This is a genomic window from Micromonospora sp. NPDC002575 (assembly GCF_042889525.1).
Taxonomy (GTDB): domain Bacteria; phylum Actinomycetota; class Actinomycetes; order Mycobacteriales; family Micromonosporaceae; genus Micromonospora; species Micromonospora carbonacea.
In genome coordinates this window covers 446,279-467,221 of record NZ_JBIARA010000001.1, presented here as the reverse complement: position 1 = coordinate 467,221, position 20,943 = coordinate 446,279, and the positions used below count along the sequence as shown (strand labels likewise).

The 20,943-nt window shown below is 74.1% G+C and carries 21 protein-coding genes; 9 read left to right on the top strand and 12 right to left on the bottom strand.

Annotation, left to right across the window (positions count from 1 at the left end):
* The first annotated feature begins 19 nt into the window (after nucleotides 1-19).
* The 3 genes from ACFYWL_RS02115 to ACFYWL_RS02105 all read left to right on the top strand — a co-directional run bounded on the left by ACFYWL_RS02115 (nucleotide 20) and on the right by ACFYWL_RS02105 (nucleotide 2,259).
* On the top strand, nucleotides 20-337 hold the full coding sequence (locus tag ACFYWL_RS02115; RefSeq protein WP_043965247.1) for a DUF2516 family protein: 318 nt from the start codon (nucleotides 20-22) through the stop codon (nucleotides 335-337).
* The gene (locus ACFYWL_RS02110; protein WP_386966061.1) at nucleotides 334-1,221 is read left to right on the top strand and encodes an alpha/beta fold hydrolase; all 888 of its coding nucleotides are present in this window, start codon (nucleotides 334-336) and stop codon (nucleotides 1,219-1,221) included. The genes ACFYWL_RS02115 and ACFYWL_RS02110 overlap by 4 nt, the downstream gene beginning before the upstream one ends.
* Before the next feature lie 117 nt (nucleotides 1,222-1,338).
* Nucleotides 1,339-2,259 carry an SDR family oxidoreductase gene (locus tag ACFYWL_RS02105; RefSeq protein ID WP_386966058.1) on the top strand — a complete coding sequence of 307 codons (921 nt, stop codon included), beginning with the start codon at nucleotides 1,339-1,341 and terminating at the stop codon, nucleotides 2,257-2,259.
* A gap of 7 nt (nucleotides 2,260-2,266) precedes the next feature.
* Here ACFYWL_RS02105 and ACFYWL_RS02100 read toward each other — a convergent pair whose 3' ends face one another.
* Nucleotides 2,267-3,286 carry a helix-turn-helix transcriptional regulator gene (locus ACFYWL_RS02100; RefSeq protein WP_386966055.1) on the bottom strand — a complete coding sequence of 340 codons (1,020 nt, stop codon included), beginning with the start codon at nucleotides 3,284-3,286 and terminating at the stop codon, nucleotides 2,267-2,269.
* 121 nt (nucleotides 3,287-3,407) lie between these two features.
* Here ACFYWL_RS02100 and ACFYWL_RS02095 point away from each other — a divergent pair, with 121 nt between their 5' ends.
* A complete protein-coding gene (locus ACFYWL_RS02095) occupies nucleotides 3,408-4,223 on the top strand; it encodes an EI24 domain-containing protein (protein ID WP_386966052.1) in 816 nt (271 codons plus the stop codon).
* A gap of 15 nt (nucleotides 4,224-4,238) precedes the next feature.
* Here ACFYWL_RS02095 and ACFYWL_RS02090 read toward each other — a convergent pair whose 3' ends face one another.
* Nucleotides 4,239-5,135 (bottom strand): GNAT family N-acetyltransferase, encoded by an 897-nt coding sequence (locus ACFYWL_RS02090; protein ID WP_386966723.1) that lies wholly within the window; start codon nucleotides 5,133-5,135, stop codon nucleotides 4,239-4,241.
* A gap of 217 nt (nucleotides 5,136-5,352) precedes the next feature.
* Between ACFYWL_RS02090 and ACFYWL_RS02085 the strand changes: the two genes are divergently transcribed.
* Nucleotides 5,353-5,880, top strand: coding sequence for a hypothetical protein (locus ACFYWL_RS02085; protein ID WP_386966050.1), 528 nt, complete (start codon nucleotides 5,353-5,355; stop codon nucleotides 5,878-5,880).
* Nucleotides 5,881-5,955: 75 nt separating this feature from the next.
* Here the strand turns inward: ACFYWL_RS02085 and ACFYWL_RS02080 are convergent, their stop codons facing one another.
* The 7 genes from ACFYWL_RS02080 to ACFYWL_RS02050 all read right to left on the bottom strand — a co-directional run bounded on the left by ACFYWL_RS02080 (nucleotide 5,956) and on the right by ACFYWL_RS02050 (nucleotide 13,138).
* A complete protein-coding gene (locus ACFYWL_RS02080) occupies nucleotides 5,956-6,372 on the bottom strand; it encodes a RidA family protein (protein WP_386966048.1) in 417 nt (138 codons plus the stop codon).
* Nucleotides 6,373-6,498: 126 nt separating this feature from the next.
* Entirely contained in the window at nucleotides 6,499-7,506 is a 1,008-nt protein-coding gene (locus tag ACFYWL_RS02075) for a LacI family DNA-binding transcriptional regulator (RefSeq protein ID WP_386966045.1), read from the bottom strand.
* A gap of 19 nt (nucleotides 7,507-7,525) precedes the next feature.
* Complete coding sequence (locus ACFYWL_RS02070) at nucleotides 7,526-8,905, bottom strand: GH1 family beta-glucosidase (RefSeq protein ID WP_386966042.1); 1,380 nt, start codon at nucleotides 8,903-8,905, stop codon at nucleotides 7,526-7,528.
* Nucleotides 8,902-9,735, bottom strand: a complete 834-nt coding sequence (locus ACFYWL_RS02065) for a carbohydrate ABC transporter permease (protein ID WP_043965268.1) — start codon at nucleotides 9,733-9,735, stop codon at nucleotides 8,902-8,904. The genes ACFYWL_RS02070 and ACFYWL_RS02065 overlap by 4 nt, the downstream gene beginning before the upstream one ends.
* Nucleotides 9,732-10,748: a carbohydrate ABC transporter permease gene (locus ACFYWL_RS02060; RefSeq protein WP_386966038.1), complete on the bottom strand. Its 1,017-nt coding sequence runs from the start codon at nucleotides 10,746-10,748 to the stop codon at nucleotides 9,732-9,734. Before ACFYWL_RS02060 ends, ACFYWL_RS02065 begins: the two co-directional genes overlap by 4 nt.
* An 84-nt stretch (nucleotides 10,749-10,832) precedes the next feature.
* Nucleotides 10,833-12,137 (bottom strand): extracellular solute-binding protein, encoded by a 1,305-nt coding sequence (locus ACFYWL_RS02055; RefSeq protein WP_386966034.1) that lies wholly within the window; start codon nucleotides 12,135-12,137, stop codon nucleotides 10,833-10,835.
* Nucleotides 12,138-12,376: 239 nt separating this feature from the next.
* Entirely contained in the window at nucleotides 12,377-13,138 is a 762-nt protein-coding gene (locus ACFYWL_RS02050) for a maleylpyruvate isomerase family mycothiol-dependent enzyme (protein WP_386966032.1), read from the bottom strand.
* Nucleotides 13,139-13,207: 69 nt separating this feature from the next.
* On the opposite strand from ACFYWL_RS02050, the gene ACFYWL_RS02045 reads away from it, so the two are divergent.
* Entirely contained in the window at nucleotides 13,208-14,299 is a 1,092-nt protein-coding gene (locus ACFYWL_RS02045) for a UDP-N-acetylmuramate dehydrogenase (RefSeq protein ID WP_386966029.1), read from the top strand.
* Between the two features lie 26 nt (nucleotides 14,300-14,325).
* Here the strand turns inward: ACFYWL_RS02045 and ACFYWL_RS02040 are convergent, their stop codons facing one another.
* Entirely contained in the window at nucleotides 14,326-15,135 is an 810-nt protein-coding gene (locus tag ACFYWL_RS02040) for a class I SAM-dependent methyltransferase (protein WP_386966026.1), read from the bottom strand.
* Complete coding sequence (locus ACFYWL_RS02035; protein ID WP_386966023.1) at nucleotides 15,135-15,899, bottom strand: SDR family NAD(P)-dependent oxidoreductase; 765 nt, start codon at nucleotides 15,897-15,899, stop codon at nucleotides 15,135-15,137. Before ACFYWL_RS02035 ends, ACFYWL_RS02040 begins: the two co-directional genes overlap by 1 nt.
* A 250-nt stretch (nucleotides 15,900-16,149) precedes the next feature.
* Here ACFYWL_RS02035 and mshA point away from each other — a divergent pair, with 250 nt between their 5' ends.
* The 3 genes from mshA to ACFYWL_RS02020 all read left to right on the top strand — a co-directional run bounded on the left by mshA (nucleotide 16,150) and on the right by ACFYWL_RS02020 (nucleotide 19,171).
* Nucleotides 16,150-17,514 (top strand): D-inositol-3-phosphate glycosyltransferase, encoded by a 1,365-nt coding sequence (gene mshA, locus ACFYWL_RS02030; protein WP_386966020.1) that lies wholly within the window; start codon nucleotides 16,150-16,152, stop codon nucleotides 17,512-17,514.
* A 76-nt stretch (nucleotides 17,515-17,590) separates the two neighbouring features.
* Nucleotides 17,591-18,124 (top strand): YbjN domain-containing protein, encoded by a 534-nt coding sequence (locus ACFYWL_RS02025; protein ID WP_386966018.1) that lies wholly within the window; start codon nucleotides 17,591-17,593, stop codon nucleotides 18,122-18,124.
* A 189-nt stretch (nucleotides 18,125-18,313) separates the two neighbouring features.
* Nucleotides 18,314-19,171, top strand: coding sequence for a hypothetical protein (locus ACFYWL_RS02020; RefSeq protein WP_386966720.1), 858 nt, complete (start codon nucleotides 18,314-18,316; stop codon nucleotides 19,169-19,171).
* A 406-nt stretch (nucleotides 19,172-19,577) separates the two neighbouring features.
* Here ACFYWL_RS02020 and ACFYWL_RS02015 read toward each other — a convergent pair whose 3' ends face one another.
* Nucleotides 19,578-20,870 carry an MDR family MFS transporter gene (locus ACFYWL_RS02015; protein WP_386966717.1) on the bottom strand — a complete coding sequence of 431 codons (1,293 nt, stop codon included), beginning with the start codon at nucleotides 20,868-20,870 and terminating at the stop codon, nucleotides 19,578-19,580.
* Nucleotides 20,871-20,943 lie beyond the last annotated feature (73 nt).

The window sequence follows — 20,943 nt, the reverse complement described above, 5'->3', positions numbered from 1 at the left end:
TCGGCATAAGCTTGCCGGCATGGCCATCGCCGCGCCGATCTTCGCTTTCCAGGTCCAGTATTGGATCACCATGCTGCTGCTGGTGTTCGCCCTCGTCATCGAGGGGGTGGCGCTCGTGCACGCGATCACCCAGCGCGGCGAGGGCTTCGCCGCGATCGGCACCCTGCCCAAGGGCGGGTGGATCGCCATCCTCGCGGTCTGCCTGGTGCTCACGCTGCTGACCAACAACGTGCTGAACATCTTCGGCCTGATCGGCATCGCCGCCGCCCTGATCTATCTGCTGGACGTCCGGGTCGGGCTGCGTGACCTGCACGACGGCCGGGGATCCTCCTGGTGAGAGGGTTCCGCTGGCCCCCGCCGCCGGACGGCGGGCCACGGACCTGGGGCCCCGGCCCGGGCGCACCGCGCACGGGCCGGCCGGCCCTGCCCGAGCCGGAGACCGAGCTGGTCACCACCCCGCACGGGGCGCGCCTCGAACAGCTCGTCACCGGCGTCGGCGACCCGGTCACCGTGTTCGCGCACGGGCTGGGCAACGGCATCGCCACCACCCGCCCCTTCGCCAGCGGCGTCGCCGGCCGCAAGGTCTTCTTCCAGTTCCGGGGGCACGGCCGCTCCGACGCGCCCCCCGGCCCGTGGAGCTACCTGGACCTCGCCCGGGACCTGCGGGCCGTCGCCGACCTCGGCAACGCCACCCGGGCGTTCGGCGCGAGCCTCGGCGCGGGCGCGCTGTGCCGGCTGCTCGCCGAGAGCCCGGAGCGCTTCGACCGGCTGGTCTTCTTCCTCCCGGCGGCGCTCGACCGGCCCCGGACCCCGGCCGCCCGGGACCGGATCGCCGCCCTGATCGAGGCGGTGGAGAGCGGCGACGCCTCCGCCGTCGCCGACGTCGTGTCGGCGGAGCTGCCGCCCGCCGTGCGCAACACGCCCGCCGGCTGGGCGTACCTGCGGCAGCGGCTCGACCACCTGCTGCGTGACGGCCTCGCGGCGGGCCTCGCCGCCCTGCCCGACCAGGCCCCGCTGGGCGACCGGGCGGAGCTGGCCGCGGTGACCGCCCCGGCCCTGGTGCTCGGCTGCGCGGGCGACGACCTGCACCCGGTCGAGGTCGCCGAGCAGCTCGCCGCCACGCTGCCCCGGGCCACCCTCCACGTGTACGACCGCCCGGGCGTGCTCTGGTCGGAACGCGCCGACCTGCGGGAGCGGATCTCGGGGTTCCTCAACGGCTGACGCCGGCCGCCGGTCGGCGCGGCGAACACCCCGATCCGGTCGACGTCGATCATGACGCGGGACACCGGTTCGCGAAACCGGACTTCGGCTGTCAGGTATGGCTGTCAGGGTCGACGCATGACAACGAAACCCCTGACCGGGAGGGTCGCGCTCGTCGCCGGGGCGACCCGGGGCGCCGGCCGGCAGATCGCGATCCAACTCGGCGCGGCCGGGGCGACGGTGTACGCCACCGGGCGCAGCAGCCGCACCGCCGGCCGCTCCGAGCTGGGCCGGCCCGAGACCATCGAGGAGACCGCCGAGCTGGTCACCGCCGCCGGCGGCACCGGCATCGCCGCCCGGGTCGACCACCTCGTGCCCGAGCAGGTGCGCGACCTGGTCGCCCGGATCGACGCCGAGCAGGGCCGGCTCGACGTGCTGGTCAACGACGTCTGGGGCGCCGACGCCCTGATCACCTGGGAGAAGCCGGTCTGGGAACAGCCGCTCGACGCAGGCTTCCGCACCCTGCGGCTCGCGGTCGACACCCACGTCATCACCAGCCACTTCGCCCTGCCGCTGCTGATCCGCCGCCCCGGCGGGCTGGTGGTGGAGATCGGCGACGGGACCCGGGAGTACAACGACGCCCACTACCGGCTGTCGGTCTTCTACGACCTGGCCAAGACCTGCGTGAACCGGCTCGCCTTCACCCAGGCGCACGAGCTGGAGCCGCACGGCGGCACCGCCGTCGCGCTCACCCCCGGCTGGATCCGCTCCGAGTCCATGCTCGAGCACTTCGGCGTCACCGAGGCCACCTGGCGCGACGGCGCGGCGACGGACCCGCACTTCCTCATCTCGGAGACCCCGGCGTTCGTCGGGCGGGCCGTCGCCGCGCTGGCCGCCGACCCCGACCGGGCCCGCTGGAACGGCAGGTCGACCTCCAGCGGCGAGCTGGCCCGGGTGTACGGCTTCACCGACCTCGACGGCAGCCGACCGGACGCCTTCCGCTACCTCGACGAGGTGGTGCACGGCGGCAAGCAGGCCGACGCCGCCGACTACCGCTGACCGCCGACTACCGCTGACCGTCGCCCGTCTGCCGGTGACCCTCCCGTCCGCCGCCCGGCCCGTCGTACAGCGCGGCGAGCCGGGCGGCGGCAGCGGCCACCCGCCCCCGCAGCTCCGGCGGATCGAGCACCTCCACCTCCGGCCCGAGCCGCAGCGCCAGGTGGTACGCCACGTCGACGGACTCGATCGGCAGCCAGGTGACCACCCAGCCGTCGCCGTCGGGCGCACCGGCGGCGGCCGTCGCCTCCGCGTACCCGAAGGGGGCCTCCGGGGCGCTGCGGAGCTCGCGCAGGCCGGCGGGGCTCAGCCGGACGCGGACCCGGGTCCGCTGCATGCTCCGCAGGAACGCCTCGGCCTGCTCGCGCCAGTATCCGCCGAGGTCGAAGCCCTCGTCGCGGTCGAACGTGGCCCCGCCCGGTGCCACGTCGACCACCCGGTCGACCCGGTACGTGCGCGTGCCGTCGCCGACGCGGGCGACCAGATACCAGGTCCCGCTCTTGAGGACGAGCCCGTACGGCTCGACCCGCCGGACGACCTCGCCGTCGCCGCGCCGGTAGCGCAGCTCGACGACCCGGTCGTCCCACACCGCGCGGGCCAGCTCGGCCAGCCGGGGCGGCGGGGACGCGTCGCGGAACCAGCCCGGCACGTCCAGGTGGAACCGCTGACCGGCGCGGGCGGGCGCGTCGCGCAGCGCGGGCGGCAGCGCGGCCAGCACCTTCAGCTCGGCCGAGGCGACCGCGTCGGCCAGCCCCATGTCGCCCGCCGGCCCGGGCAGCCCGGCGAGGAACAGCGCCTCCGCCTCGTCCCGGGTGAGCCCGGTCAGCCGGGTGCGGTACCCGCCGAGCAGCCGGTAGCCGCCGGCCCGGCCCCGGTCGGCGTAGACGGGCACCCCGGCGGCCGACAGCGCCAGCACGTCCCGGTACACGGTCCGCTCGGAGACCTCCAGCTCGCGGGCCAGCTCGGCCGCCGTCATCGCCCCCCGCGCCTGAAGCAGCAGCAGCACCGAGATCAACCGTGAGGCCCGCACCCCACCATTGTGTAAGGAAGGGCCCCCTGTTAACGCCTGCGGTAGAGAAGGGAACCCTTCTCGCCCCGCCCCGCGTTGCTCGGCGGGCCGGGCGGGACGGCCGCCGTTAGGCTCAGCGGTCGTGAACGTACCCAGCAGCATCACCGCGCCGGTGACCGGCGCCGTCGGCCGCTTCCTCTCCGGTGTCGGGCTGCTCCTGCGCGGCATCGGCCTCTATGTCCGCAGCCCCGGCCTGATGCTGCTCGGCATCGTGCCGGCGCTGATCTCCGGAGCCCTCTTCGTGGCCGCCTTCGCCACCCTCGTCTACTTCGTGGACGACCTCGCCGCGCTGGTCACCCCGTTCGCCGACGACTGGTCCCGCACCGCCCGCAGCCTCGTCCGGGTCGTCGCCGGCCTGGCGTTCCTCGGCGTCGGCGGGCTGCTCGCGGTGCTCACCTTCACCGCCGTGACCCTGGCCATCGGCGACCCGTTCTACGAGAAGATCTCCGAGCGGGTCGAGGAGCGCCTCGGCGGTACGCCCGGCGCGGTGGAGGTGCCGTTCTGGGCGTCGCTGCGCCGCAGCATCGTCGACTCGCTGCGGCTGGTGGCGATCTCCGTGCTCGTCGGGATCCCGCTCTTCGCGGCCGGCTTCATCCCGGTGGTCGGCCAGACCGTCGTGCCGGTGATCGGGGCGGCGGTCGGCGGCTGGTTCCTCGCGCTGGAGCTGGCGGGGGCGCCGTTCTACCGGCGCGGGATGCGGCTGCCCGACCGGCGGACGCTGCTCAAGGCCGACCGGCCGACGACGCTGGGCTTCGGGGTGGCCGTCTTCGTGTGCTTCCTGATCCCGCTCGGCGCGGTGCTGGTCATGCCGGCCGCGGTGGCCGGCGCGACCCTGCTCACCCGCCGTGCGATGGGCCAGCCCATCGAGCGGCCGAGCCGCCCGGTCGAGGAACGGTGAGGTGGAGGCCGACCGTCAGCCCAGCTCGCGGAGGCAGGACCACTGGCTGGTCACCGGCCGGTAGCCCAGCCCTCGGTTGATCGCCAGCATCGGCCCGTTCGCCGCGTCGTTCGAGGTGTACGCGACGCGTACCCCCGATGCGGCGGCCCGGTGCAGCGCGGTCGTCTTCACCAGTCGGGCCAGCCCTCGTCCCCGATGCTGCGGCACGGTGCCGGTGTAGTCCGACCACATCCGGTCGCCGTCCCGCTTGACGAGGCTGAACGCGACCACCGCCCCGTCGGTCATGGCCACCGTGCTGGCCTGCCGGTCCAGCCCGAGGTTGTCCCAGATCTCGTACCGGAAGCTCTGGTAGCTCATCGCGTCCACCGGCACGTCGCCCGGTTCGTCGGCCGCCGCCGCGCACACCGCCCGGTACAGCTGCTCGGGCCCGACGTCGGCCAGCGCCGACAGGGGTACGCCGGGGGCGGCGGGCGGCAGCGGCGGCACGGACCGCAGCTCCAGCGCCGAGTAGCGCAGCTCCCGGCCCGGGGCGAAGCCGTGCCGGCGGGCGAACGGCAGCGCGTCGTCCAGCGCCCAGGCGCGCACCCGGCGGATCCCGAGCGGGGCCAGGTGGCCGAGCGCGGCGGTCAGCAGCGCGGAGCCGTAGCCGCGCCCACGGTGGTCGGGGTGGACGTGCAGCAGCGAGACGCAGCCGAACCCGTCCTCGGACGTCCGGCCCTCGCGGTGGGCCGACACCCAGCCGACCACGGTGCGGTCGACCTCAACCACGAAGGCCGTCCAGTCCTCGCCGGGCGACGGCTCGGCGATCATCTTCCGGGTGGAGGCCACGCCCCGCACGACGTACGGGTGGACGAGCGCCCGCAGGGCCACCACGTCGGGGGCGTCGTCCGGCCGGGCGACGCGCACCGGCACCACGGGATCGCTCACCCGCGCGACGCTAGCGCGCCCACCGGCCCTCCCACCACGCGTTTACGCCCCGCCGTAGTCGGTGAGAAGGGAACCCCTCTCTACCGTATGCGTTAACAAGGGGCCCCTCCTTGCACCACGCGCCTATGCTGAACCGGACAAAAGGTGCAAGGCTTTGGGAGTGCGTCGCGTGGAAGCTGCCCGGTGGAGGTTCGCGGTCTCGGTGACAACGGCCTGCATGGCGGTGCTCGGGGCCGCGGGCCTGGCCCCGGACCTGCCCCGGCGCGAGGTCCGGCCCGACCCGTTCACCGGACGCCCGCCCGGGCCACCGGCGCCGCCCGCGCCAGCGCCCGGTCCACGTACGACGATCCGGCTGGACCCGGCCGACGCGCCGGTCCGGGCGGCCGGGCGCGAGCCGGCCTGCGCCGCGGGCCTGGGCGGCGGGCCGTATCCCGACGAGGACGTGTGGGTGTTCGGCCTGCCGGCCGGCGGGGTCGGGGCCCGGTTCGTCGCGGTGACGCCCGAGTTCGTCGCCCCGAACCGGGAACGGGTCGCCCTGACCGTGCCCACCGAGGGCGGCGCGCTGACCGTCGACGACGCCGGCGTCGGCGCGGCGTGGCTGCGCCTGCCCGCCGGCTGGACCCTGACGGGCGGCTCGGCGGCGATCGCCGGGGACGCCGGTTCCTTCGCGCTCACGGCGGTCTGCCCGGCGTCCGCGCCGCCGTCGCCCGGACCGTTGCCGGAGAACTGACCGTCGCCGGAGAACTGACCGTTGCCGGGTGGTTGACCGGTGCCGGACGACTGACCGTTGCCGGCCGGCTGACCGCTACCGGCCGGGCTCCCGGACGGCGGCGACCGCCTCCACCTCGACGAGCTGGTCGTCGTAGCCGAGCACGGTCACCCCGAGCAGGGTGCTCGGCGGCTCGTGGTCGCCGAACGCGTCCCGGACCACCTCCCACGCGGCCACCAGGTCGGCCCGCCTGGTCGACGCCACGTACACCGTGGTCTTGACGACGTCGGCGAGCCGCGCCCCGGCGGCGGCGAGCGCGACCTCCAGGTTGGCCATCACCTGCCGGGCCTGCGCCGCCGGGTCGCCCGGCGCGACCGTACGCCCGTCGGCGTCCAGCGGGCAGGCGCCGGCGGCGAACACCAGCCGGGCGGGCGGGGCGACGGTCGCCGCGTACGCGTACTCGGCGACGTCGGAGAGTTCGGACACGCGCACCAGCGCCACGGCATCGCTCACCCGCGCGACGCTAGCCGGCCGGCCGACGCCCCGCCACGCGATAACCGCCCCGCCGCATCCACGCCCCGCCGCAGGTGGTGAGAAGGGAACCCCTCTCTACCGTATGCGTTAACAAGGGGCCCCTCCTTACGCCGAGGCCCGCAGGACCAGCTCCGTGGGCAGCACGAGGGCCGGCTCGACGTCCTCGCCGGCCGCCATCCGCAGGAGCTGACGGGTCGCCTCCCGGCCCAGGTCGACGATCGGCTGCCGCACGGTGGTCAGCGGCGGGTCCGTGTACGCGGCCGTCTCGATGTCGTCGAACCCGATCATCGCCACGTCGGCGGGCACCCGCCGCCCCGCCTCGCGCAGCGTCCGCATGGCGGCGTGCGCCATCAGGTCGGACGCGGCGAAGACGGCGTCGGTGTCGGGGTGGGCGGCGAGGAGCTGCCGCATCGCCGCCGCCCCCGACTCCCGGGTGAAGTCGCCGTACGCGACGCGCTCCGGCAGCCCCGCCTCGGCGATTGCCGCCCGGTAGCCGGCGAGGCGTTCCACCCCGGCGAACATGTCCTGCGGCCCGGCGATGGTGGCGATGCGCCGCCGCCCCGAGTCGAGCAGGTGCCGCACGGCCCGGGTCACCCCGCCGACGTGGTCGACGTCGACGTACGGCACGCCGACGTCGCCGAGGAACCGCCCGCTGCACACCACGGGGATGCCGAGCCGGGCCAGCCGGGCCGGCAGCGGGTCGGCCCCGTGCAGCGAGGCGAAGACGACCCCGTCGACGTGCCGCCCGGTGGTGAACCGTTCCACCCGGGCGTGCCCGGCCGGCGAGCCGGCGAGCATCAGCACGAGCTGCTTGTCGGCGGCCTCCAGCTCCTGCGCGACGCCCCGGATGATGCTCGGGAACACCTGGTCGTCGGAGAAGACCCGGGTGGCCTCCTCGGGCAGCACGAGGGCGATGGAGTCGGTCCGCTGGGTGACCAGGCTGCGGGCGGCCAGGTTCGGCACGTACCCCAGCTCGGCCACGGCCTGACGGACCGCCTCCCGGATCGGCTCGGCGACGGTGGTGGAGCCGTTCACCACCCGCGACACGGTCGCCCGGGAGACGCCGGCCCGCCGGGCCACCGCCTCCAGGGTCGGCCGCTGGGCCGTCGTCATCGGAGCGCTCCCCACCTCGTCACAGCCCGTTCCGGGAGATCACCTCCTGGTACCACCGGGCGCTCGCCTTCGGCGTGCGCCGCTGGGTCAGGTAGTCGACGTGGACGATCCCGAACCGCTTGCGGTACCCCTCGGCCCACTCGAAGTTGTCCAGCAACGACCATACGAGATAGCCGCGCAGGTCCACCCCCCGGCCGATGGCCGCGTGCACGGCCCGAAGGTGCCCGTCGAGGTAGGCGATCCGGTCCGCGTCGACCACCCGACCGGTGGAGTCGGTCGTGCGGTCGGGGAACGCGCCGCCGTTTTCGGTGATCATCAGCGGCAGCCCCGGGTAGTCGGCGGCCAGCCGGTCCAGCAGCCGGCCCAGCCCGGCGGGCTCGATCGCCCAGCCCATGTCGCTCACGGACCCGGTCGCCGGCAGGAACTCCACCGCCCCCTCGGTGCCCGGCCAGGCGCTGCCGCCGGCCCCGTCCGGCCGCCCGGCCACGTGGGTCGGTGAGTAGTAGTTGATGCCGAGCAGGTCGATCGGGGCGGCGATCAGCTTCTCGTCGCCGTCGCGCAGGAACGTCGCCGGGTCGACCATCCGGGACACGTGCTCCAGCACGTCGGCGGGATAGCCGGCGCCGGTCAGCGGGTCCAGGAAGATCCGGTTCTGCAACCCGTCGACCAGCCGGACCGCCGCCGCGTCCGCCGCGCTGTCCTGGTCCGCCGGCTGCACCGCCGCCGGGTTCAGGGTGATCCCGACGGCCTCCGCGCCGCCCGCGCGCAGCGCCCGGACCGCCAGGCCGTGCCCCAACAGCAGATGGTGTACGGCGGTGAAGGCCGCGCCCGCGTCGCTCACGCCGGGGGCGTGCACCCCGTTGCCGTACCCGAGGTAGGCCGAGCACCACGGCTCGTTGAGCGTGGTCCAGGTGCGGATGCGGTCGCCGAGCCGGCCGTGCACGGCCGCCGCGTACGTGGCGAAGTGCTCGGCGGTCTCCCGGTTGGTCCAGCCGCCCCGGTCCTCGAGGGGCTGCGGCAGGTCCCAGTGGTAGAGCGTGACGATCGGGTCGATGCCGTTGGCGAGCAGCGCGTCGGTGAGCCGGTCGTAGAAGTCCAGCCCGCGCGGCTCGACGGGCCCGGTGCCGTCGGGCTGGATCCGGGGCCAGGCGATCGAGAACCGGTACGCCTTCAGCCCCAGCTCCGCCATCAGGGCCACGTCGTCGGCGTACCGGTGGTAGTGGTCGCACGCGACGTCGCCGGTGTGGCCGGCGAAGACCTTGCCCGGCGTCCGGCTGAAGGTGTCCCAGATCGACGGGCCGCGACCGTCGTCGCGGGCCGCGCCCTCGATCTGATACGACGCGGTGGCCGCGCCCCAGACGAAGTTGTCGGGGAACCGTAGCTCGCTGCTCGTGCTCACGCCTTGACCGCACCTTCCATGATTCCGCCGATGATCTGGCGGCCGAATAGGACGAATACCAGCAAAAGTGGCAGAGTTGCGATGGCCGTGCCGGTGAAGACCTGCGACATGTCCTGGTAGTAGCCGTCCGACAGCGCCCGCAGGGACAGCTGCACCGTCGGGTTCTCCGGGTCGTTGAGCACAGCGTACGGCCAGAGGAAGTCGTTCCAGGTCGTCATGAATGTCAGCAGGCCGAGGACGGCGGCGGCCGGGCGCAGCGCCGGCAGCACCACGTTCCAGTAGATCCGCGCGGTGCCGCAGCCGTCCATCCGGGCGGCCTCGATCAGCTCGGTGCTGACGGCCTGGCTGGCGTACTGGCGCATCATGAACACGCCGAACCCGGTGACCAGCGCCGGCACGATCACGGCCGGCAGCCGGTCGTTCCAGTTGAGCTTCGTCATCAGCAGGTACAGCGGGATCACCCCGAGCTGGGTGGGGATCATCATCGTCGCGATGATCACCAGCAGCAGCCCGTTGCGGCCCCGGAACCGCAGCTTGGCGAAGGCGAACCCGGCCAGCGTGGAGAAGAAGACCACCGACACGGTGACCGTGACGGCCACGATCGCCGAGTTGATCAGACCGGTGAGGAAGTACGCGTCGGTGTTGTCGAACAGCCGGGCGATGTTCGCGCCCAGGTTGCCGCCGGGGGTGACCGGCGGCGGTATCTGGCCCATCGCGTCGCTGGAGCGGCTGGCCACCACGAACATCCAGTAGATCGGGAAGACCGACAGCAGGGCGGAGACGGCCAGGGCGGCGTACGTGAGCCGGCCGGCGGACCAGAGCTTGTTCATCGGGTGCGCTCCTTCCGGGGCCGGCGGACCCGGGCCGGCCCGTCGGTGCCGCCGAGCCGGCGCAGGATCACCACGTTGATCGCCGCGACGATCGCGATCAGGGCGAACAGCAGCCAGGCCACCGCCGAGCCGTAGCCGAAGTTGTAGTGCGGCGCGAAGGCGTTCTCGAACATGTACATGGTCATCGTCTGCGACTCGCGCAGCGGCCCGCCCCGGATCGGGTTGGTGCCGGAGTGGAACATCCGGGGCTCGGTGAAGAGCTGGAGGCCGCCGATGGTCGACACGATCACCGCGAAGATGATCGTCGGCTTGAGCAGCGGCACGGTGATCTTCCAGAACTGCCGGGCCCGGCTGGCCCCGTCGATCGCCGCCGACTCGTAGAGGTCGCGGGGGATGGCCTGCATGGCGGCGAGGAAGATCAGCGCGTTGTAGCCGGTCCACCGCCAGTCGACCATGGCGGAGATGGCCACCCAGGAGGCGAACCGGTTGGACTTCCAGTCGATCGCGTCGACGCCGACCAGGTCGAGCAGCCAGTTGATCATGCCGAACTGCCGGCCGAACAGCACCCCGAAGACGATCGCCACGGCGGCGGTCGAGGTGACGTTCGGCACCAGCACCGCCATCCGCCAGGTGGTCCGGGCCCGCAGCCGCCGGTTGAGCAGGCTGGCCAGCCAGAGCGCGGCGAACAACTGCGGCACGGTCGAGATGACGAAGATGCCGAGGGTGTTGACCACCGAGTGCCAGAAGTCGGGGTCGGCCATCAGCCGGGCGTAGTTCTCCCCGCCGACGAACGGGTGCTCCGCGGCGAGCAGGTCCCAGTCGTGCAGCGACACCCAGAACGTGTACGCCAGCGGGTACGCCCCGAACACGCCGAAGAGCAGGAAGAACGGGGCGATGTAGAGGTAGGGGGAGTACTTCTCGTCGAGCCGGCTGAGCCGGTACTTCCGGGGCGGGCGTGCGGTGCTCCGCTCCGCAGGTGTCACCGGTGGCAGGGCGTCGAGCTGGACGGCCATTGGCCCGGTCACTCCTTTCCGCGTCTGCGCGGCGCGGGCGGCGCCCCGACGTGCTGGAGCGCCGCCCGCGCGTCCGCGTCGGGCCTACTTGGCGGCGGCCTTCTTGGCGTTGTTCACCGCGTCGGTCCACGCCTGCTCGGGGCTGCGCTGACCGAGGTCGACGGTGCGGACGGCGTTCTCCACCTCCGTGCGGACGGCCTGGTTCTTCGGGCCCATGTAGACGGGCTTGAGGCTCTTCGCGCCAGCCGCGAAGATCTTGCCGACGGGGGCGTCGGAGAAGTACGCGTTCTTGGAGTCGGCCACGGCCGGGTCGTCCAGCGCCTGCGGGTTGGACGGCAGCGGGCCCTTGGCCTTGAACGCCCCGATCTGCCCCTTGGCGCTGGTCAGGAACTTCGCCAGCTCGATCGCCTCGGCCTGGTGCTTGCTCTGCTTGGGCACGGCGAGGAAGGAGCCACCCCAGTTGCCGCCGCTGCCGGGCACCTGGGCGATGTCCCACTTGCCCTTGGCGGCCGGGCCGGCGTTGCCCTCGATGACGCCGGTCATCCAGGCCGGGCAGGCGATGGTGGCGAACTTCGCCTGCTTGAACGCCGAGACCCACTCCTCCGACCAGGAGCCGTACTTGCCGGACAGGCCGGAGTCGAGGATGTCCATCGTGGTGTCCCACGCCTGCCGCACGGCCGGGTTGCTGTCCACCACCAGGTTGTTGGCGGTGTCGTAGTAGTGGTAGCCCTGCGCGTTGCCGGCGGTCTGCAGCACGATGGTGTTGAAGATGTTGGTGGCCGAGTCCAGGAACGCCGCGCCGGTGTTGGCCGCCTTGAACTTCTCGCCGGTGGCGATGTAGTCCTGCCAGGTGGGCCAGAGCTTGGACACCTCGTCGCGCTGGGTCGGCAGCCCGGCCTTGGCGAACAGGTCGCTGCGGTAGCACATCGCCATGCCGCCGACGTCGGTGCCGAGGCCGATGAGCTGCTTGCCGTCGGCGGTCAGCGCCTGGTTCCACTTCCAGTCGAGGAAGTTGCCCTTGAGCTCGGCCGCGCCGTGGTCGAGCAGGTTGACGAAGTTCTGCGGGTTGGCCTTGTACTCGACGAGCAGGCCCTCCTCGATGGCGACCACGTCGCCGGCGCCCTTCCCGGCGGCGAGCCACTGGGTGAGCTTGGGCGAGTATTCGTCGAGGTTGCCGCCGGTGCCCCGCTCGACGATCTTCACGTCGGGGTGGGCGGCCATGTACTCCTGGTAGAGCTCCTGGTAGCCCATCTGGCCGAAGACGTCGACGGTCAGCGTGACCGGCCCGCCCTCGGCGGACTCGTCCCCGCCGCAGCCGGCGGTGGTGAGCAGTGCGGTGGCCGCGACGAGGGCCACGGCCGCGAGGCGGCGGCGTGGAAAGACACCCATCTTGTTCTCGGACCCCTCTCAGGTCGTGCGGGTGGTGGTGGGGACGGGGGTGGAACCTTCGAGAGAGCGCTCTCACAAGAGAGTGGTCGCTGTCCATGCGGATGTCAATAGAGCGCTCCCGGGGCGAAAGGAAGGGCCCCCTGTTAACGCATTCGGTAGAGCAGGGGCCCCTTCCTAACGCAGCACGAGACGTGGCCCCCGGCATCGCCGGGGGCCACGTCAGGCGGGAAAGGGACGGGTCAGCCGGTGCGCAGGCCGTCGAGGAGGGCCCGGTCGCCCCGGACCCCGAGGGTGTCGAAGCTGACCCGGCCCATCAGCGCCAGCAGCAGGTCGCTCGCCGTGCCGGTGACCTCGACCCGGGCGCGGTGGTCGTCGTGGTCGAGGATGGTGTCGGTGTCCAGCAGCGCCACGCCCTCGCCCCGCAGCCGCAGGTACCAGTCCTGGCCCGCGTCGGGCGCGGCCAGGTGCACCACCCCGTGCCACTGGCCCTTGGCCGTGCGCCGGCCCGCCGGCAGCCAGGTGTCCAGCACCTCGCTCACCCCGTCGGCCGCGAGCTTGGCCTCGATCGGCTCACCGGCGGCGATGGCGAGCTGGGCGTCCCAGCGGTGCACCGACGTCTCGTGCGCCATCCGGCGCGGCCAGAAGCCGGCCTTCTTCGGCTGCGGCGCCCAGTTCCACGTCGGGGCCTCCGGGTCCAGGCCGTCGAAGGTCGCCATCAGCCGGTCGTACGCCTGCTGCCAGAACTCCACCGCGGACGTCCCGGCGGGCGGCGCGGCCGGGACGCTCGGGCGCTCGGGCCGGGTGGTGCCCCCGGTCGTCACGATGACGTTCACCCAGCCGTAGACCTCGGCGAGGTGCACGGTCAGGTCGGTGATCGTCCAGCCGGGGCAGGAGAGCACGGGTGTCTCGGGGGGAGCCTCGGCGACGGCGGCGGCGAACGCGGGACCCTCGGTCCGCAGCGCGCCGATCCAGAAGTCCTTCGTGCCGTGCAGTCTGCTCATCACGATCCTCCCGGGCGACCGCGCCACCAAGTGGGTGCCGCGGCTCCCTCTCAGCCTAGGGTGAAAGGCGTGTCAGACGTTAGTGCCCACCCGGCCACCGAAACCCGCGCCGCCGACCCGACCATGTTGGCGCACTACACCACGCTGTGCCTCGGTGGCCCGGCCGGACGGATCGAGACCGCTGCCAGCGCCGAGGAGATCGTACAAAAGGTGCAGCAGGCCCGCCTGCGGGACGATGAGGTCCTGATCCTCGCCGGTGGCAGCAACGTGGTCGTCGGCGACGCCGGCTTCCCCGGCACCGTCGTGCTGGTGCGCTCCCGGGGCCTGCGGGTCGTCGCCGAGGACGCCGACACCGTCACCGTGCGGGTGGAGGCCGGCGAGCCGTGGGACGACCTCGTCGCCGCCACGATCGCGAACGGCTGGTCCGGGCTGGAGTGCCTTTCCGGCATTCCCGGGTCGGCGGGCGCCACCCCGATCCAGAACGTCGGCGCGTACGGCCAGGAAGTCGCCGAGACGATCACCGGGGTACAGGTGTACGACCGCGCCGACGAGAGCCTGGGCCGGGTCGAGGCGGCCGACTGCGGCTTCGCGTACCGGTCGAGCATCTTCAAGTACAGCGAGCGGTGGGTGGTGCTGTCGGTCGACTTCCGGCTCGCCCGCTCCCCGCTGTCCGGCCCCGTCCGCTACGCCGAGCTGGCCCGGGCGCTCGGCGTCGAGCCGGGCGACGCGGTGCCGCTGGCCGACGCCCGGGCCGCCGTGCTGCGGCTGCGCGCCGGCAAGGGCATGGTGCTCGACGCCGCCGACCCCGACACCCGCTCGGTGGGCTCGTTCTTCACCAACCCGGTGCTCGACGGCGAGGCGTACGAGCTGCTGCGCGGGCGGGCCGCCGACCTCGGCGAGCCGCCGCACTGGCCCGGGGCCGGCGGCACGGTGAAGGTGAGCGCCGCCTGGCTGATCGACAAGGCCGGCTTCGCCAAGGGCCACCCCGGCCCGGAGGGGGTGGCCATCTCCAGCAAGCACACCCTCGCCCTGACCAACCGCAGCGGCACCGCCAGCACGGCCGCCCTGATCGCCCTGGCCCGCGACATCCGCGACGGCGTGCACGCCCGCTTCGGCGTGCCCCTGCACCCGGAACCGGTCCTGGTCAACTGCGCCGTCTGACGCGGCGGGGCCGGGGGCACGCCGGCTCAGGCGGGAGCGACGGCGGACCAGGCGACGGTCAGCTCGCCGTGCCGCCAGCGGCGGGGCCCGTCGACGATCGGCCAGCCGGCGTCGCGGACCGCCCCCACCGCGCGCAGCCACCGCTGCCGGGGCCCGAAGGGCGCGTACGCGGCGGCGGAGCGCCACGCGTCGTCCAGGTCCCGCAGCAGGCCGTGGATCGCCTCGCCCGGCACGTTGCGGTGGATCAGCGCCTTCGGCAGCCGCTCGGCGAGCTCGGCGGGGCTGCCCAGCGTGGTGAGCTTCGCCGCCAGGGTGAGCGTGCGCGGGCCTTCCGCGTCGATCAGCAGCCAGCCGCCGAGCCGGCCCAGCTCGTCGCAGGTGCCCTCGACCAGCAACCCGCCCGGGGCCAGCCGCCCGGTGACCGCACGCCAGGCGGCGTCGACCTCGGCCTCGTCGTACTGCCGGAGCACGTTGCACGCCCGGACCAGGGCGGGCCGCAGCCCGGCCAGCTCGAACCCGCCCCGGGCGAAGGTGAGCCGGGGCGGGTCGGCGGCCGGCTGCGCGGCGGCGACGCGTACCGGATCGATCTCCAGCCCGACCACCCGCACGTCGGCGCGGACCCCGGCGGCCAGCCGGGCGCGCAGCTCCACGGCGGTGACCGGGCTCGCGCCGTAGCCGAGGTCGACCACCAGCGGGTCCGCCGCGTCCCGCAGCCGGCCGCCGCACGTCTCGACGATCCAGTTGTCGACCCGGCGCAGCCGGTTGGGGTTGGTCGTGCCCCGGGTGACGGCCCCCTGCGGCCGGGCCGCCGCCTCCGCCCGTGACCGGGGCCCCATCAGCCCGCCCGGTGCACCTTGTGCTGCGCGGCCTGGGCCAGCGGCCGGACCACGAGCCGGTCGACGTTGACGTGCTGCGGGCGGGTCGCGCACCAGGCGACGCAGTCGGCGACGTCCTCGGCGACCAGCGGCTCGGCCACCCCGGCGTAGACCGCCTCGGCCCGGTCGGCGTCGCCGCCGAAGCGGACCAGCGCGAACTCGTCTGTCCGCACCATCCCCGGGTCGATCTCGATCACCCGGACGGGCCGGCCGCACAGCTCCAGCCGCAGCGTGCCGGCGACCGCCGTCTGCGCGTGCTTCGCGGCGCTGTAGCCGCCCCCGCCCTCGTAGACGACGTGGCCGGCGGTCGAGGAGACGATCACGATCGTGCCGGCCCCGGACGCCTCCAACGCGGGCAGCAGCGCCTGGGTGACCCGCAGGGTGCCGAGCACGTTCACGTCGTACATCCACTGCCAGTCGCCCACCGACCCGGACTCCACCGGGTCGAGCCCCCGCGCGCCGCCGGCGTTGTTGACCAGGAGGGTGACCGGCCCGGGGGCCGCCGCCGCGGCGGCGGCGAGGCCCGCCACCGACTCCGCGGACGTGACGTCGCACCCGACGGCGGTGGCCGACCCGCCGGCCGCCTCGATCTCCGCGACGAGCGCGGCCAGCCGGTCGGCGCGCCGCGCGGCGGCCAGCACGTGGAACCCCTCGGCGGCCAGCCGGCGGGCCGTGGCCGCGCCGATCCCGCTGGACGCCCCGGTGACGATCGCGACAGAGGTCATCGGGCCATTCTCACCCCGCCGCGACTCCGCGCGCGCCGCCGGCCGGCCGGTCGCGCCAATGAGGTCCGTCACGCCGGCCCCCACGTCCGGCGCGGCCGAGGCCCTGGCCCGGGCCGATGAGGTCCGTCACGCCCGGGGGACGCCGGGACGCATTTCCGGTGCCCGATGGGGAAGATGACACGCGGCGCGCGGGTTGTCCGAGGAGCGCCGGTCGTGCGGGACGGCATCAACCGTGACAGAGGGAGCGGACGTGGCGGAACAGCACACCGGCGTCGGTCGTCAGCGAGGTACCCAGCCGTGGCCGCGCCCCCGGCGCATCGCCACCCTGTCGGTGCACACCTCACCCCTGCACCAGCCCGGCACGGGCGACGCGGGCGGCATGAACGTCTACATCCTGGAGGTCGCCCGCCGGCTGGCCGAGGCCGACGTCGAGGTGGAGATCTTCACCCGGGCCACCTCCGGCGACCTGCCGCCGGTGGTCGAGATGGCCCCGGGCGTGCACGTCCGGCACGTCACCGCCGGTCCCCTGGAGGGGCTGACCAAGGAGGAGCTGCCCGGCCAGCTCTGCGCGTTCACGGCCGGGGTGCTGCGCACCGAGGCGGCCCGCCCGCCGGGCCACTACGACCTGATCCACTCGCACTACTGGCTCTCCGGGCAGGTCGGCTGGCTGGCCCGGGAGCGCTGGGGGGTGCCGCTGGTGCACACCGCGCACACCCTGGCCAAGGTCAAGAACGACCGGCTCGCCGCCGGGGACCGCCCCGAGCCGAAGGCCCGGGTCATCGGCGAGGAGCAGGTCGTCGCCGAGGCCGACCGGCTGGTCGCGAACACCCGGGTGGAGGCCCGCGACCTGCTCGACCGGTACGACGCCGACCCGGCCCGGGTCACCGTGGTCGAGCCGGGCGTCGACCTGGACCGGTTCCGGCCCGCCGCCGGGGACCGGCACGCGGCCATGGTCGCCGCCCGCCGCCGGCTCGGCCTGCCGACCGGGGGGTACGTGGTCGCCTTCGTCGGCCGGATCCAGCCGCTGAAGGCCCCCGACGTGCTGATCCGGGCCGCCGCCGCCCTGCGGGAGCGGGACCCGCTCCTCGCCGACGAGCTGACCGTGGTGATCGTCGGCGGCCCCAGCGGCAGCGGGCTGGACCGGCCCACCGCCCTGATCGAGCTGGCCGCCTCGCTCGGGATCGCCGACCGGGTGCGCTTCCTGCCGCCGTGCACCGGCGACGACCTGCCGGCCGTGTACCGGGCCGCCGACCTGGTCGCGGTGCCGTCGCACAACGAGTCGTTCGGGCTCGTCGCCCTGGAGGCGCAGGCGTGCGGCACGCCCGTGCTGGCCGCCGCCGTGGGCGGCCTGGTGACCGCCGTGCGGGACCAGGTCAGCGGGGTGCTCGTCGCCAGCCACGACCCGGTCGACTGGGCCCGTACGCTGGCCGGGCTGCTGCCGGACCGGGCGCGGCGGGTGACCCTGGGGCGGGGCGCCGAGCAGCACGCCCGCAACTTCTCCTGGGACCGCACCGTCGGCAACCTGCTCGCCGTCTACGGCGAGACGATCGCCGAGCACCGGCAACGGCTCGCCGCCCGGCTCGCGGCGGACCCGGCGCTCTCCTGCGCCTGGTGAGCAAGGAAGGGCCCCCTGTTAACGCATACGGTATAGAAGGGCACCCTTCTCACCCACCGGCCGTAGAGTGGGGCCGATGAGCGCGAGGAGCCAGGTGTCCGCCCTGATCGAGTCGTTCTGCGCCGAGCGGGAGCTGGCGGTCGAGTCCACCGGCGAGGCGTCGTACGCGGTGACCCTGCCCGGCACCCACAAGCTCAAGACGATCTGCAACCTCGTCGTCGGCGAGCACGCGCTGCGGATCGAGGCGTTCGTGATGCGCCAGCCGGACGAACGGCGCGAGGAGCTGTGGGCCTGGCTGTTGCAGCGCAACGCGCGGATGTACGCCGTGTCGTTCTCCATCGACGCGGTCGGCGACGTCTACCTGACCGGCCGGGTGAACCTGGCGGGGGTCGACGGGGACGAGTTGGACCGGCTGCTCGGCAGCGTGCTGACGTACGCCGACGAGTCGTTCGACACGATGCTGGAGATCGGCTTCGGCACCGCCATCCGGCGGGAGTGGGAGTGGCGGGTCAAGCGCGGCGAGTCCACCGCCAACCTGGCCGCGTTCGCGCACCTGTTCGAGCCGTCGCCCGCCGGTAGGGCCGCGTCGGGAGGTTCGGAGCCGTCCTGACGGGTATGCCGCACCGCGCGGTGCGGCACAGGGATCCACCGCGCGCCGAGGACGGACTGTCGAGGAGCGGAGCATCCCATGGCTCAGCGGAACAGCTCAGGTCGCGGCGGGACTGCGACCAGGACGAGACGGCAGACGGGCAACCAGACCCCGAACACCCCGACGATCTCCGAGTCGGAGATCTCCCGCATGCGGGTGGACGACATCCGTGGCCAGCTACGCCGTCGGGGCGTCGCCGGGATCTCCGTGCTGCGCAAGCCGGAGCTGGTGAAGGCCCTGGCCCGCACCCTGCGCGCCGAGGGCCGCGGCGCGGCGCGGCGCAGCACCGGGCCCGCGGGCCGCGCCAGCGCCACGAAGGCCAAGACCGCCGGGGGTACGCGCACCGCGGCCGCCGCCCGAGCGAAGGCGACGCCGGCACGGGCGAAGGCGGCTCCGGCCCCGGCGCGGGCGAAGGCGGCCCCGGGCCGGGCGAAGGCGGCCCCGGCGCGGGCCAAGGCGGCCCCGACCCGGGCGAAGGCGGCTCCGGCGCGGGCGAAGGCAGCCCCGACCCGGGCGCGGGCGAAGGCGGCCCCGACCCGGGCCAAGGCGGCTCCGGCCGCGGCCTCGGCACGCAGGGCCGCCCCGGCGAGGAAGGCCGCCCCGGCGCGGGCCGGCCAGGGCGGGGCCCAGCGGTCGGCGATCCGGACCGGCCGGTCGTCGTCCCGCTCGGCGCGGTCCTCGCAGCCGATCACCTCGCTCCAGGACCGGCCGGAGCGTCCCGGGCGCAGCCTGGTCACCACCAACCACGAGGTGATCCAACGCTGGGCGCGGGAGCGCAACGCCCGCCCGGCCACGATCGCGGGCACGGAGCGTAACGGCCGGGCGGGGGTGCTGACGTTCAACCTGCCGGGGTACCGGGAGAGCAGCCGGGTGCGGGAGATCAGCTGGGACGAGTGGTTCCGGACCTTCGACGGCCGCCGGCTGAACCTGATCTACCAGGAGCAGCTGCGGAACGGGCGGCCGAGCAACTTCTTCCGCACAGAGTCGCCCGATCGTGAGGACGCCTGAGGGTTTGCGGGGCCGGGGCACGGGTAGTCGGGTGTGCCGGCGGTGACCCGGAGAGCGGGGGCCGTTCCGGACGGTGACCCTGTGACCGGCGAGACAGCCGCTCCGGGTTGAATCCACAACCAGGGGAAACTAGCTTTATTGCACGCGCCACGCTCGGAACCGTTCGGGGGAGCGGTGGATCGATCAGATCCGTGCACGAGCGCAGGCGCAGGAACGGGTGGATCCCGCCGTTGGGGGACGGCGCCACCCGTTGGAACCGGCGGCGCGAGCGGGCGACGCTTACGGGGGTGAGTGTCGCCCGCCGCCGCCGGCACGATGCGGGCGCCCATCACGACCACTGGTCGAGGTGGGCGCTTTGCGTCGCCCCGGTCGCGCCGGCTCCCGTACCCCCGGATCTTGGACAGCCTCAGCTCACGACGGACGTCAGCTGTCCACGTTTCGCGGGGCCGGCCGGCGCGCCGACGGGCTCGGCCGGCGGGCGCAGCGCGGCGGCCCGCCGCTCCCGGGCCGGGCCGGAGGCCAGGTGGGCGACCGCCACCACGACGCCGACCGCCGCGCAGCCCAGCCAGAGCGCCGCGTTGCCGGCCTGCTGCCGGACCAGGCCGCCGACGATCGGCGCGCTGGCCCCGGCGACCTGCCAGGACAGCGAGAAGACGCCCTGGTACCGGCCGCGCAGGTCGGCGGGGGAGAGTTCCGCGATCAGGGTGGAGTTCGACGGCGAGTTGAGCATCTCGCCGAGGGTCCAGACGAGCACGGTGAGGGCGTAGAACCAGGCGGCGTCGGCGAACGCGGTCAGCCCGAACCCGACGCCCATCACCACGGCGGCGAGGGCGAGCACGTGCGAGCGGCTGCGCAAGCGGATCAGCCGGGGCACGAAGAGCTGCCCGGCCACGATGAGCACCCCGTTGAGCGCGATCACCAGGCCGTACGTCGACGGGCTCAGGCCGTCGTCGCCCATGGCGATCGGCAGCATCGAGATGTGCTGGAGGAAGACCAGCGCGCCGAGCAGGTTGAGCGCCACGAAGCCCAGGTAGACCCGGTCGCCGAGGATGGTGCGCAGCGCCCCCCGGGGGCGGGCGGCCCCGGCGGGGAGCGCGGCGGCGCGGGCCGGGGCGCGGGTCTCGGCCACCTTCACGAAGATGATCACGGCGGTGGCCAGGGTGGTCGCCGCGTCGATCACGAACAGCAGGAGGTAGCTGGCCTCGGCGGCCAGGCCGGCGAGGATCGCCGCGCAGGCGAAGCCGAGGTTGATCGCCCAGTAGTTGAGCGAGAACGCGCGCAGCCGGTCCCGCTCCGGAACCACGTCGATCATCATCGCGCCGAACGCCGGACGGGCCGCCTCGGCGAACAGGCCGAGCAGCAGCGCCCCGCCGGCCACCGCCCAGAGTTCCTCGGCGAGGCCGAGGACGAGCATCATGCCCGCCGCGCCGAGGTGGGCGGTGAGCAGCGTCGGTCGCCGGCCCCACCGGTCGGCGAGCGTCCCGCCCAGCGTCGTGCCGACCGCGCCGCCGACGCCCCACAGGCCGAGCACGAGGCCGGCGGCCAACTCGTCGAAGCCGCGTTCCTGGGTGAGGTAGATGGCCAGGAAGATCAGGACGAACGAGCCGAGGCGGTTGATCAGAGTGCCCGTCCACAGGTACCAGAAGGTCCTCGGCAGCCCGCCCGTGGTGTCCCGCAACCAGCCCCGCATCGCCCGCACGCCCGCGCCCCGCTTCCGGTAATGACCGATGTATCCCAAGCGCCTTACAACCTAGTCGCGGGCCCGGAGGCCG

Coding starts and splice junctions, on each gene's coding strand:
- ACFYWL_RS02115 (WP_043965247.1), top strand. CDS start 20: ATGGCCATCGCCGCGCCGATCTTCGCTTTCCAGGTCCAGTATTGGATC.
- ACFYWL_RS02105 (WP_386966058.1), top strand. CDS start 1,339: ATGACAACGAAACCCCTGACCGGGAGGGTCGCGCTCGTCGCCGGGGCG.
- ACFYWL_RS02075 (WP_386966045.1), bottom strand. CDS start 7,506: ATGACGACGGCCCAGCGGCCGACCCTGGAGGCGGTGGCCCGGCGGGCC.
- ACFYWL_RS02065 (WP_043965268.1), bottom strand. CDS start 9,735: ATGAACAAGCTCTGGTCCGCCGGCCGGCTCACGTACGCCGCCCTGGCC.
- ACFYWL_RS02060 (WP_386966038.1), bottom strand. CDS start 10,748: ATGGCCGTCCAGCTCGACGCCCTGCCACCGGTGACACCTGCGGAGCGG.
- ACFYWL_RS02055 (WP_386966034.1), bottom strand. CDS start 12,137: ATGGGTGTCTTTCCACGCCGCCGCCTCGCGGCCGTGGCCCTCGTCGCG.
- ACFYWL_RS02050 (WP_386966032.1), bottom strand. CDS start 13,138: ATGAGCAGACTGCACGGCACGAAGGACTTCTGGATCGGCGCGCTGCGG.
- ACFYWL_RS02040 (WP_386966026.1), bottom strand. CDS start 15,135: ATGGGGCCCCGGTCACGGGCGGAGGCGGCGGCCCGGCCGCAGGGGGCC.
- ACFYWL_RS02035 (WP_386966023.1), bottom strand. CDS start 15,899: ATGACCTCTGTCGCGATCGTCACCGGGGCGTCCAGCGGGATCGGCGCG.
- ACFYWL_RS02025 (WP_386966018.1), top strand. CDS start 17,591: ATGAGCGCGAGGAGCCAGGTGTCCGCCCTGATCGAGTCGTTCTGCGCC.
- ACFYWL_RS02020 (WP_386966720.1), top strand. CDS start 18,314: ATGCGGGTGGACGACATCCGTGGCCAGCTACGCCGTCGGGGCGTCGCC.